Raw genomic sequence first — 13,762 nt, forward strand, 5'->3', positions numbered from 1 at the left:
GTGCGGCCCACCTGATTGGCGCGAATGGGGAAAGGGACGGGTATGGGGTTATGGACGGTCAAGCCGGTCGATGCGCTCATCGCGGCCGGTGAGGGGAAGCACGGCGCCGCGAAGCTGACGCGCGGCCTGGGCACGCTGGATTTGATCCTGGCGGGCGTGGGGTGCACGGTGGGGGCCGGCATCTTCGTCATGACCGGATCGCAGGCCGCCACCCATGCCGGCCCGGCGGTCGCCATCTCCTTCGCCTTCGCCGCCCTGGCCTGCCTGTTCGCCGGGCTGTGCTTCGCCGAACTGGCCACCGTCATCCCTGTGGCAGGTAGCGCCTACAGCTATACCTACGCCACCTTGGGCGAAATGGTGGCTTGGCTGGTCGGCTGGAACCTGGTGCTGGAATACATGATCAGCGGCTCGGCCGTGGCCGTGGGCTTCTCCGGCTACCTCAACGCCTTCCTGGAGCAATGGGGGGTGCATCTGCCCACCAACCTGGCGTCGGCCCCCTTGTCCTACTCGGACGAGAAGGGTTTTGAGTGGACCGGGGCCTTCATCAACGGGCCGGCCGTGTTCATCATCGCCCTGTGCGGCGTGATCCTCAGCCTGGGCATCAAGGAAACCGCGCGCTTCAACAACATCTCCGTGGCCATCAAGGTCGGCGCCATGGTGCTGTTCGCGGTGGTGGGCATCTTCTATGTCGACACCGCCAACTGGCACCCCTTCATTCCGGCGAACACGGGCGAGGGGGCCTTCGGCTGGTCCGGCGTGTTCCGCGCGGCCGGCACCCTGTTCTTCGCCTATATCGGCTTCGATGCCGTTTCCACCGCGGCGCAGGAGGCGCGGTCGCCCCAGCGCACGGTGCCGCGCGGCATCCTGGGCGGCTTGGCCGTCTGCGTGACCTTGTACGTGGTGGTGGGCCTGGTCATGACCGGCCTGGCGCCCTACACCATGCTGGACGCGCCCGAGGCCATCTTCATCGCCATCAAGAACGCCGGCCCGTCCCTGGCCTGGCTGGGCATGATCATCAACCTGGCCGCCATCCTGGGCCTGGGCTCCGCCATCCTCATCTGCAACTACGGTCAGATCCGCATCTTCTACGCCATGGCGCGTGACGGCCTGATGCCGCCGTCCTTCGCCTCGGTCAACCCGGAACACCATGTGCCGTGGCAGGCGACGCTGTGGGTGACCCTGGTCGCCGCCATCATCGGCGGCATCGCCCCCCTGGACGTGCTGGGCGACCTGGTGTCCCTGGGCACGCTCATGGCCTTCGCCCTGGTCTGCGTCGCCACCCTGGTGCTGCGCGTGCGCGACCCCCACCGCCCGCGCCCCTTCCGCGTGCCCTACCTGCCGGTGGTGGCCGTGATCGGTGCCGTGATCTGCGTGGCGTTGATGATCTCGCTGGGCCTCAGCAATTGGATCCGCTTTGGCGCGTGGAGCCTGCTGGGCCTGGCCATCTACTTCGCCTACGGCATGCGCAACTCCGCCCGCCAGCGCGAAGCGCAACTGGCGGAGTGATCAGCCGGCGGACAGCAGAAGGGCGGGTTCGGCAGCGTTCCCGCCCATGCGCCGCCAACGGTTGACGGCGCCACGATCAAACGAGACAAACACCTCACCGCCCTTGTCCCGGCCTTCGGTCGCGATAACCCCATCGGCGAAATCGCCCCCGGCACGCAGAAAAGCGACACCCGCCGCCAACGCCGACCTGTCGACCACGATCACATCGACAAGCAGCAGGCGTTCCAGTTGATCCGCGATATCCCTGGCGGGAAGTCGATACCCGCGTCGCAATACCCAGGCCGCCTCGCACAACGCGGGCAGGGGAATGACGATCCGTGTCGCTTTGGCCATCAGGGCGCGCGCCTCGTCCGCCTGCTCTGGATCGTCTTCAATGAAGAAACGGACGAGGATGTTGGTATCGATGGTAATCTTCACCGCTCGCCAGCCCAACCGGCCGTGATCGCCTCATTCATTTCGTCAATGGTTAGGACGGGCTGGCCGGGCCGTTTCAGAGCGCCGAACAACTCCGTTATCGCCAAGCCCGGCTTGGCATGGACTTGGACCCTACCGTCAGGAAGCAGATCGACCACGACCTTGTCACCAGGCCCAATTCCCAGGTGAGCCAGAACCTCTTGGCGTAAGGTAACCTGGCCCTTGGCCGTCACTGTCAGCTCAATGGACATGGGAGAGTGTCCCTGATGGAGATCATCTCTATCGTAAGGCACACTACCCTTACTGGCAACCCGGGTAGTGTCACCCCTCCCAATCCCGTTCCAGGCGGCGGCTGGAAAGGATGAAAAACAGGGCGCTCAGCAGGTAGAAGCCCAGGCCGATCAGCATGGAGTAGCGCAGGGCCTCGGCGCCGAAGCGGGGGGCGAGGAAGTCGGACAGGCGGCCGAAGAAGAAGATGCCGAAGCCGATGCCCACCAGGTTGTTGATGAACAGGAAGATGGCCGAGGCCGTGGCCCGCATGGACGGCGGCACCACATGCTGCACGGCGGCAATGATGGGGCCCAGCCAGGCGAGGCCCAGGGCCAGCGGCAGGGTGCACAGCGCCGCCACCAGCCACAGTTCCTTGGCCAGGAAGCCCAGGGCGTAGAGCGGCACGGCGATCAGGAAGGCCACCGCCGGCACCAGGGGATAGGCCGCCTTGGCACGGCCGCCCAGCCGGTCGGCCAGGGCGCCGCCCGCCCAGATGCCCAAGGTTCCCGCCACCAGGGTGCCGCCGCCCAGCAGCAGCGAGACGTCGGTCAGCGCCATGCCGTGCATGCGTCCCAGGAACGACGGCATCCAGAACGCCAGCCCATACCCCAGGACGGAGCAGGAGGCGGCCCCGGCGGACAGCAGCCAGAACGACGGCTTGGTGCCCAGGATGGCCAGAACGGCCCGCAACGGCACCGGGCTGCCCGCGTTCTTCACGGCGTCGAACGCGCCGCGCACCGGCTCGCGCACCGTCAGCAGGAAGATCGGCGTCATGACCAGGCCGGCGACGCCGCAGACGGTGAAGGCCAGGCGCCAGTTCACCGCCGTGGCGATGTAGCCGCCCAGCAGGATGCCCAAGGCGCTGCCAAAGGGGATGCCGAAAGAGTAGACGGCCAGGGCGCGGGCGCGCTGCCGCTTGGGGAAATAGTCGCTGATCAGGGAATAGGCGGGGGCCACGCCGCCGGCCTCCCCCACGCCCACGCCCATGCGGCACAGGAACAGCTGCCAGAACAGGCCCACCTGGCCGGTCAGCGCGGTGAAGCCGCTCCACAGCGCCAGCGACACCGCCATGATGCGCACCCGGCTCATGCGGTCAGCCAGCCGGGCGATGGGGATGGCGAGGAAGGTGTAGAACAGGGCGAAGGCCGGGCCGCCCAACCAGCCCAACTGGGTATCGGTCAGGCCCAGTTCCGTCTTGATGGGCACGGCCAGGATGCTGAGGATCTGGCGATCCACGAAATTCAGGGTGTAGACGACGAACAGCGCCGCCATCACCAGGACGCGATATCCTGGCCGGACCAGGGTCGGGGCCGGCGGAAGGGCGGTTTCGGTCATCGTGCTCTCGCTCATGGGTGATCCTGGCTGTTCTCTAGCATGGGGAAGCGGGCGGGACCGCTGATCTGGATCCCACCCGCCCAGGCGCCGGACACGCCGGTCTCAGAAATGCAGGCCAACCGTGCCGGTGATGGTGCGCGGCGGGCCGTAATAGGCGGCGAAGGAATTGGCATAGGTGGCGCCGCCGAAGGGATAACCGCCCACCCGGTAGCGCTCATCGGTCAGGTTCTTGGCATGCAGGCCCACCTGCCAATGGTCATTGGCGGAGGTCCAGATGAAATTCAGGTCCAGCAAGGTGTAGCCCGGCTGGTCCAGGATGCTGGCGGTGTCGTATAGCTGGGTGAAGCTGCGGTACGACACGCTGGCGGAGGAGTTCAGGGTGCTCTTGTCATCGAAGGGCAGCAGGTAGGACAGGGTGAACCCCGTGGTCCATTTGGGCGTGTTCTGGAAGCCGCGGGTGTTGGCCACGTCCACGTATTGCCTGCTGGTCAGATCATAGGACAGGAACTTGTCGAACTGCGCCAGGGTGTAGCCGACATTGGCCTGGGCGGTCAGCTGGCGGGTCAACTTGGCCACGGCCTCCAACTCCAGGCCATAGATGTGGCTGGCACCGGCGTTGTCGACGAAGCTGGCGATGCCGGTGGCGGTGGGCACCTGGGTTGTCACCTGCTGGCCCGAATAGTCGGCGTAGAATCCGGCCACGTTCAAGGTCAGGCGCCGGTCCAGATAGTCCCCCTTCAGGCCCACCTCATAGCTGTTGACCGTTTCGGGGTTGTAGCCCTTGACCGTGTCGGGGGTCAGCACCGCGTCGCCGCGCATGTCGAAGCCGCCGGACTTGAAGCCCTTGGAGTAGGAGACATAGCCGGTCATATCCGGCGTCAGCTTGTAACTGACGCTGGCGCGGGGCGTGAACTCGCCGAAGCTGCGGTCGTTGGTGTAGTTGGTGCGGATGGAGAAGGGGGCCTGCTGCTTGCCGCCGAACGCCGGGCTGCGGATGCCCAGGTAATAGGCGCGATAGACGCTGCCCGTCTTGTCGTCGTTGGTGTAGCGGCCGCCCAGCGACACCTTGAGGTCATCGGTGATGTCATAGCTGAGGTCGGTGAAGCCCGCGACGCTCTTGGTCTTGACCGAGCCGGAGGTCAGGATGCTGAGCCCCAGGTTCTGCACATCGGTATCGAAGGCGCCGGCCGCCGTGGCATCCATGTAATAGATGCCGGCCACCCCCTGCAGCCGCTCACCGGTATAGACGGCCTGGACCTCCTGGCTGAACTGGTGGTCCTTGTATTGGGCGGGCACGTCCAGATAGGGCTGGGGCAGGTTGTCGAAGTCGATATTGGTCTGGGTGTAGCCGTCCCGGTAGGCGCTGATGGCCTTGAACAGCCACTGGTCCGACACCTGCCATTCCGCCGTCAACGACATGCCGCGGTTGGTCACGAAGTTATGGTCGCCCACGCCGGCCATGGTGTCGTAGTCGTCGGGCAGGGGCGCGGCTCCGGCCGGTGTCACCGTTTCGCGGTGGCCGCTTTTGGCGTTGGACATGTCGTTGGTCTGGTCGGCCGCCACCTTGATGGTGAATGTCTCGGTGGGCTTGAACTCCGCGCTGATGCGGCCGGCGACCACGTCCTTATTGTACTGGTCGGCGCCGGTGTAGAGGTTGTGGCCGTAGCCGTCGTGACGGTAGATGGCCACGGCGCCGCCGATGGCGAACTTCTCGCTGAGCGGCGTGCTGCCGGACAAGATGACGTTGTGCTCGTTATAGCTGCCGATCTCCACCCGCGCGTTGGCGGTGGGCTGGTCGGTCATGTCGCGGGTCACGTACTTGATGGCGCCGCCGATGGTGTTGCGGCCGTACAGCGTGCCCTGCGGCCCGCGCAGCACCTCGATACGGCTGACGTCGTAGATGTCCAGCACGGCACCCTGCGGGCGGGCGATGTAGACATCATCGACATAGAGGCCCACGCCGGGTTCGAAGCCCCACAGCGGGTCCTGCTGGCCCACGCCGCGAATGAAGGCGATGAGGGTGGAGTTGGAACCGCGCGCCACCTGCACCGTGGTGTTGGGCGACTTGTACTCCAGGTCCGTCAGGTTGACGGAGCCCTGGGCCTGCAATTGGTCGGCCGATATCGCGGTGACCGCCACCGGCACATCCTTCAGGTTTTCCGCCCGGCGGCGGGCCGTCACCACCACCTCTTGTATCGTGTCGTCCTCCGGGGCGGGGGGCGCCGTTTGCGCCGCTGCCTCCTGCACCCATGCCGCAGTCCCCATGACCAGGCCCGCGACCGAGGCCCGCGAAATCCCCCTCAGCATCCGCCCCAACGTCCAATCTGCAGCCTTGCCCATGTCCTTACCCTCCCGTTCTTTGGTTCGTTGATCGCCGTTTTCCGCCGGTTCCAACCAGTCAGGGCGGCAGGCCGGCGGCGAAGCCGGCGATGATCTCGTTGAAGCGTCGCGGCTCCTCCAGATGCGGGGCATGGCCGGAGGCGGCGAAGGTGACCTGCCGCGCCTGGGGCAGGGCCGCCGCCAGCCAGTCCGCCGTCCCGGCGGGGTAAAGCTGGCTCAAGGCGCCCCGCAGGATCAGCGTGGGCAACCGCAGGCGCGCCAGGTCCGCCCGAAAGTCCTGGGCCAGCAGATCCAGCCACAGCGCGGCCATCGCCTCGGCATCGCAGGCCGCGATCTCCCCCTCCGCCCAGTGGCGCAGGTCGGTGCGCGGGGTGCCGGCGGCGAAGATGCGGCGGGCGATGCGCGGGGCGAAGGCGGCCCAGTCGGCGGCCAGCAGCCGCGCCGCCTGCGGCCCGCGCTCCTGGACCGCACCGCGCAGTCCCCAGGGCCACCCGGCGCCGTTGCACAGGCGCGGGCTCATGTCCACCACCACCAAGCCGGCCACCCGGTTGGCCACGCCATCCAGCAGGGCGCGCCAGGCCACCATGGCCCCCATGGACCAGCCGACCAGCACGGCGCCGCGAAGGTCCAGGGCGGTCAGCAGGGCGCGCAGCGCCTCCGCCTGGCCCGTCACCGTGGGCCGAAGGGCAGGGGTGACGCCGTGACCAGGCAGGTCAGGGGCTACCATCTGGAAGGTACCGGGCAAGCCGGCGACCTGCGGGGCGAAGAAACCACCGTGCGTGGCCCAGCCGTGCAGCAGCACCAAGGGGCGCCCCTGACCCGCCAGGCGGTAGGCCATCAGGCCGCCGTCAGCCGGTGTCAGCGGGCATGCGTCCCCCCGCGTGGCCGCGCCCCGGCCTGTCGCCCCAGTTCGTGCATCGGTGTTTCCCGCGCTTCGTGGTATCCAGCGACACGAATGTGCCGGCGGCACCATCCTCCCGCCGACATGCTTGCCGTAAGATGAAAGTTGAGTCAACGTTCAAGTTCTGAAAAACAAGAGAGGGAGGTGGGGCATGGCGCAATCGCGGGGTGCAATGGGCCGGGATGCGGTGGGGCCGGATGCGGTAGGGCAGGTTCCGGACGAGGGCGAGGGGGATGCCCTGACGCGGGATGGAGCGGAGGGCCGGGAAACCGACATGCCCACGGCGGAGGCGGCGGCCGGCGACAAGGCGCCACGCACGGAGCGGGGCAAGCGCACCCTGCGCAAGTTGCTGGACGCGGCCGCCCTGGAATTTGGCGAGCGCGGCTTTCACGAGGCGTCGGTCAGCGGCATCACCCAACGGGCCGCCGTGGCGCTGGGCACCTTCTACACCTACTTCGACAGCAAGGAATCGCTGTTCCGGGCGCTGGTGGAGGATATGGGTGCGCTGACCCGCCGCTGGATCGCTGAACGGGTGGCCCAGGCGCCCGACCGCCTGACGGCCGAGCGGGTGGGTTTGGAGGCCTTCATCGAGTTCGTGCGGGCCCATCGCAACCTCTATCGCATCGTGATGGAGGCGCAGTTCGTTGCCGAGGACGCGTACCGGCGCTACTATCAGGTGTTCGCCGACGGCTATATCAACAATCTGGAGTCGGCCAAGAAACGGGGGGAGATACGGGAGGGCGATGTGGAGGTGCGGGCCTGGGCCTTGATCGGCATCAGCGTCTTCATCGGCCAGCGCTACGCCGTCTGGGGGGACGACCGCCCGGCGGCGGACATCGCGGCGGAGGCCGCCGATTTCATCGCCCGGGGGCTGAAGCCCTGATGTGATGCCTTGCGTTAACGGGACCATTGCGTAACCGGAACAACAAGGGAGTGGCGCGCGCCGCGCCGGATCATGTGGGATCTGTTCGACCTGACGGCGCAACGCGCCCGGTTGTCGCCCGACCGCGTGGCCCTGGTGGACCTCACCACCGGTGACACCCTGAGCTATGCCGGGCTGGACGATCGCGCCGCCCGCGCCGCCGGCATGCTGGCGTCGCTGGGCATCGAACCCGGCGATCGCGTGGCGGTGCTCTGCCGCAACCGCCCCGCCTTTTTCGTGCTGCTGTTCGCGTGTGCCAAGTTGGGCTGCATCCTGGTGCCCCTGAATTGGCGTATGCCGGCGGCGGAGTTGGGCCGCGTGATGGCGGACTGCCAGCCCCGGCTGCTGTTCCACGGGGTGGAGGATGGCGCCACGGCGGAGGCGCTGCCCGTGGCGTGCTTCAACCTGGACGATGGCTTCGATGCGCGGGTGGGCACGCACCGGCCGCTGGCGGCGCGGGAGGTGTGGCCCGCCGACGACATCTGGTATCTGCTCTACACTTCCGGCACGACGGGGGAGCCCAAGGCCGTGCTCTACACCTACGGCATGGCCATGGCGAATTACGTCAACCTGCGCCAGGGTGTGGATTTGTCGGAAAGCGACCGCACCCTGAACTATCTGCCGCTGTTCCACACCGCTGGCATCAACCTGCACACCCTGCCGCTGCTGATGGCAGGGGGCGAGGTGCTGGTGCGGCCGGGGTTCGACGCCGATGCCGTGCTTGATCTCATCGCCGACGGCCGCATCACCACCTTCTTCGGCGTTCCCGCCGTTTACCGGCAGTTGGCGCTGCATCCCCGGTTCGCCACCACGGACCTGGGCGGGGTGCGGCGCTGGGCCTGCGGCGGCGCGCCGTTGGAGGATGCGCTGGCGCGCCGCTTCCTCGACCGGGGCGCCCCCGTCTGCAACGGCATGGGCATGACGGAAACGGGCCCCACCCTGTTCCTGAACGACCCGGCCGGTGCCCGAGCCAAGGTGGGGTCCATCGGCAAGCCGCAGATCCTGTGCCGGGTGCGCGTGGCGGATGCGCAGGGGCGGGACGTGCCCCCAGGGCAGGTGGGGGAGCTGTGGGTGAAGGGCGCCGCCGTCACGCCCGGCTATTGGCGCCAGCCGGCGGCGACGGCGGCGGCCTTTACCGAGGACGGCTGGCTGCGCACCGGCGATCTCGTGCGCCAGGACGATGATGGCTATTACTACCCCGCCGGCCGCTTGAAGGAGATGTTCATTTCCGGCGGGGAAAACGTCTACCCGGTGGAGGTGGAAAACGCCCTGTTGCGGCATCCCGGCGTGTTGGAGGTCGCGGTGGTGGCCATGCCGGACGCCGTGTGGGGGGAGGTGGGACAGGCCCACGTCCGTGTCCAGCCTGGAACCGATGTGGATAGCCTGGCGCGCCATTGCCGCGCCCTGCTGGCCGGCTACAAGGTGCCGCGCCATTTCGTCCTGGTGGATGACTTTCCCCGCACCGCCGCCGGGAAAATCCAAAAGCATCGCCTGATGGTGCCGCCGCCGGGCCTGGATTTGGCGTCGTGAGCGTGCTGAGCGGCCCCGCGCAGGCGGAGCACACCCTGACCCAGGATGATTTCGCCGCCTTCGCCCGCCTGTCGGGCGACGACAACCCCATCCATCTGGATGCCGGCCACGCCGCCCGCACCCACTTCGGACGCACCGTGGCGCATGGCGCCTTGCTGTGCGCCCTGCTGCGGGGCCTGGTATCCGACGCGCGGCCCGGTCCGCCGCTGGCCCGGCTGGCCGTGACCTTTCCCGCCCCGGCCTACGCTGACGAGGCGTTGGTCTTCCGCGCCGACCCGCAGGACGACACCCGCGTCCGACTTCTGGCCCAGCGCCAAGCCGATGGGCAGGCCGTGTGCGAGGGCGTGGCGACCCTGGCCCCATTGGCCTCCTCACTGCCCCCCGACAATGGCTGGACCGATCCGCTGGGCGGTTCCACCGCCAGCGTCACCCGCCTCTATGCCGACGCTGATCTTGGCCTTTATGAGCGGCTGACCGGCCATCGCCTGCGGGAACCGCTGGTGCTCAGCCTGTTTTCCTTCCTGCTGGGGACGCGCCTGCCGGGGCCCGGCACCAATTACCTGAAGCAGGAAACGGTGTTCTCGCGCCGGGTGCCGCTGGATGCACCGCTGGACGCCACGGTGACCATCACCCGGCTGCGCCCCGACAAGCGGCTGGTGGACTTGGCCACGGTCTGCCGCATCCATGCGGGCGGGGGAAGGGGTGAGACCGTCGCCACCGGCCGCGCCCTGGTTCTGGCGCCCCATTGGGGCCCGGAACGCTGGGCCAGCCATGCCCAAATGTCGGATTGCCAAGCCTGACCAGCGATAGTATCCAATATCCGACGGCGGCGACGCCGTCGTTGTTGCATCAGGAGCGGGGCCGGCGTCCCGCACCAACCTGCCAACCCAGGCAAGGTGGTTTCCGCAGCACATGCGGAGATGTGGCGGCCACCGGGATTGATCCCGTGCGGCGGCAACCAAGTGGGTCGCAGCGTATGGTCGCAGGGCCGGTCACGTCCGTCTGGAGTGGACACGCCGTGCATATACCCGCCGCCTTCCCCGTAAGCCCTTCCCCTGTCATTACGCAGCCGGAAGAGGGCCAGCCCGCACTTGAGCCCGCCCCCGGCATCGTCAGTGGGCCAGGCGACAGCGTCCACCTGCTGCGGGAGGAACGCACGCCCCTGCCGGGCGTGTCCGATTGTGTCGCCCGCACCTATGCCGTCGTGCACCGGCGCCATGGCGTCCACACCCACATCTACACAGTGCTGGAAAGCCGGCATCATCAGCGCCGGGTGGTCCACCTGCGCCAGGTGCTGCCGGGCGAACAGCTGGCCGCCGCCCGCGCCTGGGTCCTGGCCGGACGCCACCTGGGACGCCTGAACTTCTGATCCGCTGGGGACGCCTCAAATCCTGGGCAAGGCCGGCTGCAGATAACGCAGCAGGACGATCAATTCCCCGGCATAGCCGTCCACGTCGGGCGGCGCGTCCAGGGCATTGAGGATCTGGGCGCGCCCCTGCATCCAGGTGGAGACGATCTGCGCCTGGAACGGGGAAAGGGAGGATGGGCCCCCGACCACATGGTCGAGCGCCGCACAGATACGTGATCCCCGATCCTGGCGGAAGGTCAGGTACAGCGGGACCAGCGGTGTGTCGCGGCAGGCCTCCAACGCGAAGTCGCCCATGGCGTAGGTGGCGTTGCGCCCGGCGACGCGTTCGCCTGCCACCGGCACCAGCATGTGCTCCGCCACGGCCCGCAGAAAGACGCACAGGGGCGGGGGCTCGCGGTGGGTCGCCGGAACCTCCCGCCGCAGATCCTCATGGATCAACTGGAAAGCGCGGCGGATGATGTCGGCTCGACAGCGGAAATGATAGGTGGTGGAGGATAGGGAGACACCGGCCCGCTGCGCCACCGCGCGGTGGGTGACGGCGGCCACGCCCTGGTCGATGATGATGGCGACGGCGGCGGCGGCGATGCGCCGCTCGGTCTCACCTAAGGTGTCCAAGCCGTCCGCCGCCCGGCATGCCGGGCGGCGCAGACGCTCATACCACAGGCCGCTGTTGCCTTGGGGGTCGCACAGGTAACGGATATTTTCCGCCACCGACAGGGCGTAGCCCGAGGCGCCACCGGCCACCAGCAGGGTGGAACGGTCACCCACCAGGTAATGGGTCATGACGTCCGCCACATGGGCCGGCAGGCCGGCCAAAGCGAACAGGTCGCGGTTGCGCGCCTTCCGCTCCTCATACCAATCGGCCAGGATGGGACGCAGCGCGGGGGTGTGGCGGGCCTGATGGATCAGCTCATACCATACCAACTCGATGGCGCCCTGCCGGAAGGACAGGTCCAGCGCCTGCACCACCAAGGCCTCCGCCAAGGCCGCCAGGGGCATGCCTTCCCGGCCCACGGACTCATGGAACTGCACCCAGGTCTGCCGGTCCCGCTCCACAGCCGCCTGGAAAACGGTCTGGGTTAGGCTGTCCTTATCCCCCAGGTGATAGGGGACGGCGCTGGCTGAGAGTCCCGCGGCGGCGGCCAGATTGCGGACGCTGAGGGCCTTCAGCCCGCCTTGGGCCAACAGGGTATGGCCCTGGTCGATCAGCCGATCCCGCACGCCGGCCAAGGGCCGCGGGGCGGCGCGGGGCGGGGGCGCGGCCCCCGATGCGCGATCGTCTGGGATATTGGATAAAGCCGAACGAGTCGGGGACATCAGGCCAGAGTTCATGACCGTGCTTTTTTCAACTGCCGTCCAGCACTGATAATCCATCCGGGTTACAACAGCAATGCAAGGATGTCAGAATATATCACAATTGCGCCGCGGCAGGCTCTCCCTGCCCAGAAGATCGCCCGGCCGGGAGACGTCACGGCCCACCCTGCTTACTTTCGGACAGGTAGGCGGCACTGAAGGTGTGCTTGGCGGCGGCGATGGGGGTAAGGGTCGGGTAGAACTGGACGAAGGTCGTGTCCACGGCGCCATGCTCCCGATGACAGCTGTAGCAGCTTTGCTCCACGGGCAATTGCTCGGCCGGCGCCGGCGTCGCGTCATCCACCGCGAAGGAATAGAAACCCCAGCCGTCGTCATGAAAGCGCGCGGTGTCCTTCACATGGACCTCCAGCCCCATGACCTCCGACGTCTGAAAATGGCCGTTCTTGTTGATGGAGCCTTTGTCCGCCGCGCCGCGCACCTCCAGCACGAAGGTCGTCTTCTCTGGCCAGGTGCCGGTTTGCTTGAAGGTGAGGTAGGCCTCACGGTTCACGAAGACGTTGTCGAACATGGAATGGCCCATGCTTCGGGCGGGACCATAGGACATGTCCAGGCCGGTGGTGACATAAACCCATTCGCGGTACCCGTCCGGGAAGGCCAAGCGGTCATCCTTATCGAAACGCGGAACGAACGGGGGGGTGTCGTCCGCCGCGATGGACGGACCGGCGGTGATAGACAGCAGGCAAAGCAGGGGCATCGCCGCCGCGAGACGGCGGGCGGAAAGAACCAGGCCATGAGGGCCTCCGCTGGTGGGGTGGTGGATGGGTCAGCCGGTTCCGGCTGGGGAGAAGTGGGCTTGATACTGGCTGGGGGACACGCCGTACCGCTGGCGGAAAGCGCGGCGGAAGGCGTCGGCGCTGCGGAAGCCGACGGCCGGCGCCAACGCGTCCACGGTCGTTCCGGGCTGAAGCAGACGGCGGCACGCCTCGCCCAGGCGCACATCGGCGATGTAGTCGGCGGGCGGCCGGCCCAAGGCGGCGATGAAGCGGCGGCGAAACTGGCGGGGACTGAGGTTCACCCGGGTCGCCAACTGGTCGACGGACAAATCGCGGTCCAGATTACCCAGAATCCAGGCGGAGAGATCGGCGAACCGGTCGGCCGCCCGGCTCTGGAACCGCAGGGGCTCGGAGAATTGGGCCTGGCCGCCGGGGCGCTTCACGAACACCACCAGTTCCCGGGCCGTCGCCAGGGACAGCGCCGGCCCGTGATCCTCCTCCACCAGCGACAGCGCCAGGTCGATGCCGGCGGTGACACCCGCCGACGTGTAGAAAGGCCCATCCTTCAGGAACAGGGCGTCATCGCAGACGCGCAGCGCGGGAAACTTGCGCGCCAGGTCGGCCGCGTGGCGCCAGTGGGTCGTGACCCGCCGGCCGTCCATCAGGCCGCTGGCCGCCAGGCCGTAAATGCCGGTGCAGACGCTGGCCACCCGGCGGAAACGATGGGCGTTATCCGCCAGCCAATGGGCAACGGCCCCGTTGGTCGCCGGCTCGCGCAGGCCCTTGCCGCCCGCGATGATCAGCGTGTCCAAATCCGGCACGTCATCCGCCGCCAGACTATTTGCCGGCATGAAGGTGATACCGGACTCACTGGTGAAGGCCCCTACCGCCACGCCGATCAGCACGACGCGGTAGGGGCGATGGCGCGGCGGTCCCGCCTGACCGGCCTCCGCCAAGCCACCCTCTGCCAAACCACCCTCTGCCAGATCGGCGGCGTTGGCGAAGACCTCGGCCGGGCCGGTCACGTCCAGGGCGTTGACGTCGTCGTAGCCGATGATTCCGATAAGCGCCGGTGCCCGCGTCATGCC

General features: G+C 67.8%; 13 protein-coding genes and 1 riboswitch. Of the genes, 5 read left to right on the forward strand and 8 right to left on the reverse strand.

The features are described 5' to 3' along the window. Positions 1-42 precede the first annotated feature (42 nt). Positions 43-1,506, forward strand: a complete 1,464-nt coding sequence (locus ULB03_RS24215; protein ID WP_322485643.1) for an APC family permease — start codon at positions 43-45, stop codon at positions 1,504-1,506. On the opposite strand, the gene ULB03_RS24220 is transcribed toward ULB03_RS24215, so the two are convergent. From ULB03_RS24220 to ULB03_RS24240, 5 genes are all read right to left on the reverse strand, one after another. Beyond that, positions 1,507-1,923 (reverse strand): type II toxin-antitoxin system VapC family toxin, encoded by a 417-nt coding sequence (locus ULB03_RS24220; RefSeq protein ID WP_322485644.1) that lies wholly within the window; start codon positions 1,921-1,923, stop codon positions 1,507-1,509. It abuts the gene before it with no gap. Next, entirely contained in the window at positions 1,920-2,171 is a 252-nt protein-coding gene (locus ULB03_RS24225) for an AbrB/MazE/SpoVT family DNA-binding domain-containing protein (protein ID WP_322485645.1), read from the reverse strand. Before ULB03_RS24225 ends, ULB03_RS24220 begins: the two co-directional genes overlap by 4 nt. Before the next feature lie 70 nt (positions 2,172-2,241). Continuing rightward, a complete protein-coding gene (locus tag ULB03_RS24230; RefSeq protein ID WP_322485646.1) occupies positions 2,242-3,540 on the reverse strand; it encodes a spinster family MFS transporter in 1,299 nt (432 codons plus the stop codon). A gap of 87 nt (positions 3,541-3,627) precedes the next feature. Then, entirely contained in the window at positions 3,628-5,865 is a 2,238-nt protein-coding gene (locus ULB03_RS24235; RefSeq protein ID WP_322485647.1) for a TonB-dependent receptor, read from the reverse strand. A 58-nt stretch (positions 5,866-5,923) separates the two neighbouring features. After that, positions 5,924-6,703, reverse strand: a complete 780-nt coding sequence (locus tag ULB03_RS24240; RefSeq protein WP_322485648.1) for an alpha/beta fold hydrolase — start codon at positions 6,701-6,703, stop codon at positions 5,924-5,926. A 214-nt stretch (positions 6,704-6,917) separates the two neighbouring features. Between ULB03_RS24240 and ULB03_RS24245 the strand changes: the two genes are divergently transcribed. From ULB03_RS24245 to ULB03_RS24260, 4 genes are all read left to right on the forward strand, one after another. Continuing rightward, positions 6,918-7,649, forward strand: coding sequence for a TetR/AcrR family transcriptional regulator (locus ULB03_RS24245; protein ID WP_322485649.1), 732 nt, complete (start codon positions 6,918-6,920; stop codon positions 7,647-7,649). A gap of 72 nt (positions 7,650-7,721) precedes the next feature. Further along, positions 7,722-9,218, forward strand: a complete 1,497-nt coding sequence (locus tag ULB03_RS24250) for an acyl-CoA synthetase (RefSeq protein ID WP_322485650.1) — start codon at positions 7,722-7,724, stop codon at positions 9,216-9,218. Continuing rightward, positions 9,215-10,018 (forward strand): MaoC family dehydratase, encoded by an 804-nt coding sequence (locus ULB03_RS24255; protein ID WP_322485651.1) that lies wholly within the window; start codon positions 9,215-9,217, stop codon positions 10,016-10,018. Before ULB03_RS24250 ends, ULB03_RS24255 begins: the two co-directional genes overlap by 4 nt. A 41-nt stretch (positions 10,019-10,059) precedes the next feature. After that, positions 10,060-10,190, forward strand: a riboswitch (SAM-I-IV-variant riboswitch). Positions 10,191-10,236: 46 nt separating this feature from the next. Further along, complete coding sequence (locus ULB03_RS24260) at positions 10,237-10,587, forward strand: hypothetical protein (RefSeq protein ID WP_322485652.1); 351 nt, start codon at positions 10,237-10,239, stop codon at positions 10,585-10,587. 15 nt (positions 10,588-10,602) lie between these two features. Here ULB03_RS24260 and ULB03_RS24265 read toward each other — a convergent pair whose 3' ends face one another. The 3 genes from ULB03_RS24265 to ULB03_RS24275 all read right to left on the reverse strand — a co-directional run bounded on the left by ULB03_RS24265 (position 10,603) and on the right by ULB03_RS24275 (position 13,759). Beyond that, entirely contained in the window at positions 10,603-11,808 is a 1,206-nt protein-coding gene (locus tag ULB03_RS24265; protein WP_322485653.1) for a TetR/AcrR family transcriptional regulator, read from the reverse strand. Positions 11,809-12,055: 247 nt separating this feature from the next. Further along, positions 12,056-12,655, reverse strand: coding sequence for a cytochrome P460 family protein (locus ULB03_RS24270; protein ID WP_322485654.1), 600 nt, complete (start codon positions 12,653-12,655; stop codon positions 12,056-12,058). A gap of 69 nt (positions 12,656-12,724) precedes the next feature. Then, positions 12,725-13,759, reverse strand: coding sequence for a GlxA family transcriptional regulator (locus ULB03_RS24275; protein WP_322485655.1), 1,035 nt, complete (start codon positions 13,757-13,759; stop codon positions 12,725-12,727). Positions 13,760-13,762 lie beyond the last annotated feature (3 nt).

This window comes from Nitrospirillum goiasense (assembly GCF_034427435.1).
Classification (GTDB): domain Bacteria; phylum Pseudomonadota; class Alphaproteobacteria; order Azospirillales; family Azospirillaceae; genus Nitrospirillum.

Bases quoted from the DNA above. Each gene is read 5' to 3' on its own strand.
- ULB03_RS24215 (WP_322485643.1), top strand. From the start codon at position 43: ATGGGGTTATGGACGGTCAAGCCGGTCGATGCGCTCATCGCGGCCGGT.
- ULB03_RS24225 (WP_322485645.1), bottom strand. From the start codon at position 2,171: ATGTCCATTGAGCTGACAGTGACGGCCAAGGGCCAGGTTACCTTACGC.
- ULB03_RS24230 (WP_322485646.1), bottom strand. From the start codon at position 3,540: ATGAGCGAGAGCACGATGACCGAAACCGCCCTTCCGCCGGCCCCGACC.
- ULB03_RS24235 (WP_322485647.1), bottom strand. From the start codon at position 5,865: ATGGGCAAGGCTGCAGATTGGACGTTGGGGCGGATGCTGAGGGGGATT.
- ULB03_RS24240 (WP_322485648.1), bottom strand. From the start codon at position 6,703: ATGGCCTACCGCCTGGCGGGTCAGGGGCGCCCCTTGGTGCTGCTGCAC.
- ULB03_RS24245 (WP_322485649.1), top strand. From the start codon at position 6,918: ATGGCGCAATCGCGGGGTGCAATGGGCCGGGATGCGGTGGGGCCGGAT.
- ULB03_RS24250 (WP_322485650.1), top strand. From the start codon at position 7,722: ATGTGGGATCTGTTCGACCTGACGGCGCAACGCGCCCGGTTGTCGCCC.
- ULB03_RS24270 (WP_322485654.1), bottom strand. From the start codon at position 12,655: ATGCCCCTGCTTTGCCTGCTGTCTATCACCGCCGGTCCGTCCATCGCG.
- ULB03_RS24275 (WP_322485655.1), bottom strand. From the start codon at position 13,759: ATGACGCGGGCACCGGCGCTTATCGGAATCATCGGCTACGACGACGTC.